The sequence below is a fragment of the Streptomyces sp. UH6 genome, assembly GCF_013421635.1.
Classification (GTDB): domain Bacteria; phylum Actinomycetota; class Actinomycetes; order Streptomycetales; family Streptomycetaceae; genus Streptomyces; species Streptomyces abyssomicinicus.
Genome location: NZ_JACADT010000745.1, coordinates 1 through 2,831 on the forward strand (window position 1 = coordinate 1; position 2,831 = coordinate 2,831).

A 2,831-nucleotide genomic window follows, 5' to 3' on the forward strand; every position below is an offset into this window, starting at 1 on the left:
CCGCGCCCGCCGCCTCGGCCGCCGCGACCAGCGCGGCCGCGTGCACCGCCTGCTCGTCCAGGACGTGCGTGAAGTTGACGCTGGCGGCGTTCTGCAGCGAGCCCAGCTGGATGAGGTTCGGGAAGCCGTGGCTGGTGAAGCCGTGCAGGGTGCGCGGCCCCCGCTCCGCCCAGGCGTGGAGCAGCTGGACACCGCCCCGGCCGTGGACGGGAAGCCTGCCGGAGACGACACCGGACACCCCGACGGAGAAGCCGGTGGCGAAGATCAGGCAGTCGAGCGCGTACGCGGTGCCGCCGACCACGACGCCGTCGCGGGTCACGCGCTCCAGGCCGTGGGTGTCCGCGGTGTCGACCAGTGTGACGTTGTCCCGGTTGAACGCCGGGTAGTACAGGTCGGAGAAGGTGGGCCGCTTGCAGGCGTACCGGTACCAGGGCTTGAGCTTCTCGGCGACCTCCGGGTCGGTGACGGCGCGCTCGACCCGGGTGCGCAGCGCGTTCATCTTGGCCGCGTCGGCGGCCTCGTAGGCCGCCTCGAACGCCGCGCGGTCACCGTCGCGGCGGAAGCTCGGCAGGAGCTTCTCCAGCAGACCGGCCGACTCCGTCCAGGCGTCCGCCACGAGGTCCTGCTCCGCGGGTTCTCCCGAGACGACGCGCAGGAAGTTCTCCCGCCGCTCGCGCGCCCAGCCGTCGCGGCCGGCGCCGACCTCCTCCGCGCCGGTGCGGCGGTTGGCGCGCACGTCCACGGTCGAGGGGGTGCGCTGGAAGACGTAGACGTGCCCGGCGTCCTCGGCCAGCATCGGGACGACCTGCACGCCGGTGGCTCCGGTGCCCACGACGCCGACCCGCTTGCCCGCCAGCCCCGTCAGGCCACCGTCCGGACCGCCGCCGGTGTAGGCGTAGTCCCAGCGCGAGGTGTGGAAGGTGTGGCCCTCGAAGTCCTCGATGCCGGGGATGCCGGGCAGCTTCGGCTCGGACAGGGTGCCGGTGGCCGTGACGACGTAGGTGGCCCGGAACTCGTCGCCCCGGTCGGTGGCCACGATCCACACCTCGGCGGACTCGTCCCAGGTCAGGGAGGTGACCGTGGTGGAGAAGAGGGCGTCGGGGTACAGGTCGAAGCGTTCCGCGATGCGCACGGCGTGCCGGCGGATCTCCTCGCCGGGGGCGTACTTCCACTCCGGCACGTATCCGGTCTCGTCCAGCATCGGCAGGTACACGTGCGACTCGACGTCGCAGTGGACGCCCGGGTAGCGGTTCCAGTACCAGGTGCCTCCGAAGTCGCCGCCCTTCTCGACGATCCGGACCCGCTCCACGCCCCGCTGACGCAGCCGGGCCCCGGCGAGGATGCCGCCGAAGCCGCCGCCGACGACGGCGACGTCCACCGTGTCCCGCAGCGGCTCGCGCGCGGGGACCTCGCCCGCGTAGGGGTCGGCGGCCCAGTAACCGAACCCGGCGTCCGCGACCCGGTACTGCCGGGCGCCGTCGGGCCGCACCCGCCGTTCGCGTTCCTGGCGGTACCGCTGCCTCAGCTCGGCGAGTTCCTGCCCGGAGGGCGCCTGAGGGGTCGTCATACGAAAGGGCCTCGATCCTGTGAAGTCGGTGCCGGTGAACCGGCCTGTCGCGCAACTCGGCTCAGCCGCCGGTGAATTGGCGGCCGCACATCGGCTACCGTACCCCTACCGGACAACACTGTCCGGTACGAGGACGGGCGCACGGCACCCGTACGCGGCGGACAGGAAGAGTGGTCACCCCATGCAGCGACTCCCGATCCGATTCCCGACCCGGCTTCCTGTCTGGCTCGCCGCCGCCGGCGTGCTGGCGCTCGCCGGGTGCGGGACGGTCCCCGCCTCCTCCTACGACGACGGGAGGGCCGGCGCCGGGCGGGCGGCCACCGGAAAGCCGGCGGCCGTCCCCGCCAAAATGCTCATGCGGCTGACCGAGGTGCACGAGGCGACCGGGATGACGCTGCTGGAGGGCCCCGCCTTCGGCGAGGACGGCCGTCTGCTGGTCGTCGACGTCACCGCGCCCGAGGGCGAGCCGAAGCTGATGAGCGTCGACGTGCGCGGGAAGACCTCACGGGCGCTGTTCACCGACGGCCGGGGCGCCTACACCTCCGCGCAGTTCGGTCCGCACGACGGACGGATCTACCTCACCGACTTCGCCGGCGGGGTGATCCTGAGCCTCGCCCCCGACGGGGGTGATCCGCGGACCTTCTTCTCCGGTGAGGTCGACGGCGCGCGGATGAACCCCGACGACCTCGCCTTCGACCCGGAGGGCAACCTGTACGTCAGCGACTCGCGCGGCTACCGGGAGGGCGAGGACCGCGGCCGCGTGGTGCGCATCGACCGCGACACCCGGAAGGCGACCGTCCTGGCCGACGGGATGGCGGCGCCCAACGGGATCTCGTTCGACGAGGAGCACCGCGGACTGTGGGTCTCCGAACTCACGGAGAACCGGATCTCCTACTTCCTCCTCGACGGGAAGGGCGGTGCGGCGTCCCGGCACACCGCGATCCGGGTCGACGGCGGCGTCGCGCAGACCGACTCGATCGCCGTGGACGCGGACGGCAACCTCTACCAGGCACTGCACGGCCGGCCCGCCATGGCGGTCTACGACCGGCACGGGGAGCGCCTGGCGACCGTCGAGGTGCCGGAGGCCGACGCCGAGGGCCTGGAGTCGGCGACCAACGTGGCCATCACGCCCGGCGGCACGAAGGCGTACATGACGGTCAGCGGGCCCGCCGGAGGCTACCTCTACACGTTCAAGGCGCTCGCCGAGGGGACCCGGCAGTCCAACGGCGGCTGACCGGCGGGGCGGGCGGCGGTGCGGGCGGGC

2 protein-coding genes are annotated in these 2,831 nt (G+C 73.0%); one reads left to right on the forward strand and one right to left on the reverse strand.

The genetic code is table 11. From position 1 onward, the window contains the following. The coding region (locus HW445_RS25195; RefSeq protein ID WP_180223211.1) for an NAD(P)/FAD-dependent oxidoreductase at positions 1 to 1,567 on the reverse strand (1,567 nt) is incomplete at its 3' end. Between the two features lie 181 nt (positions 1,568 to 1,748). On the opposite strand from HW445_RS25195, the gene HW445_RS25200 reads away from it, so the two are divergent. Next, entirely contained in the window at positions 1,749 to 2,801 is a 1,053-nt protein-coding gene (locus HW445_RS25200; protein WP_180223212.1) for an SMP-30/gluconolactonase/LRE family protein, read from the forward strand. Positions 2,802 to 2,831 lie beyond the last annotated feature (30 nt).

Excerpts from the sequence above, each read along its gene's own strand:
- HW445_RS25200 (WP_180223212.1), top strand. The coding sequence starts at position 1,749 with ATGCAGCGACTCCCGATCCGATTCCCGACCCGGCTTCCTGTCTGGCTC.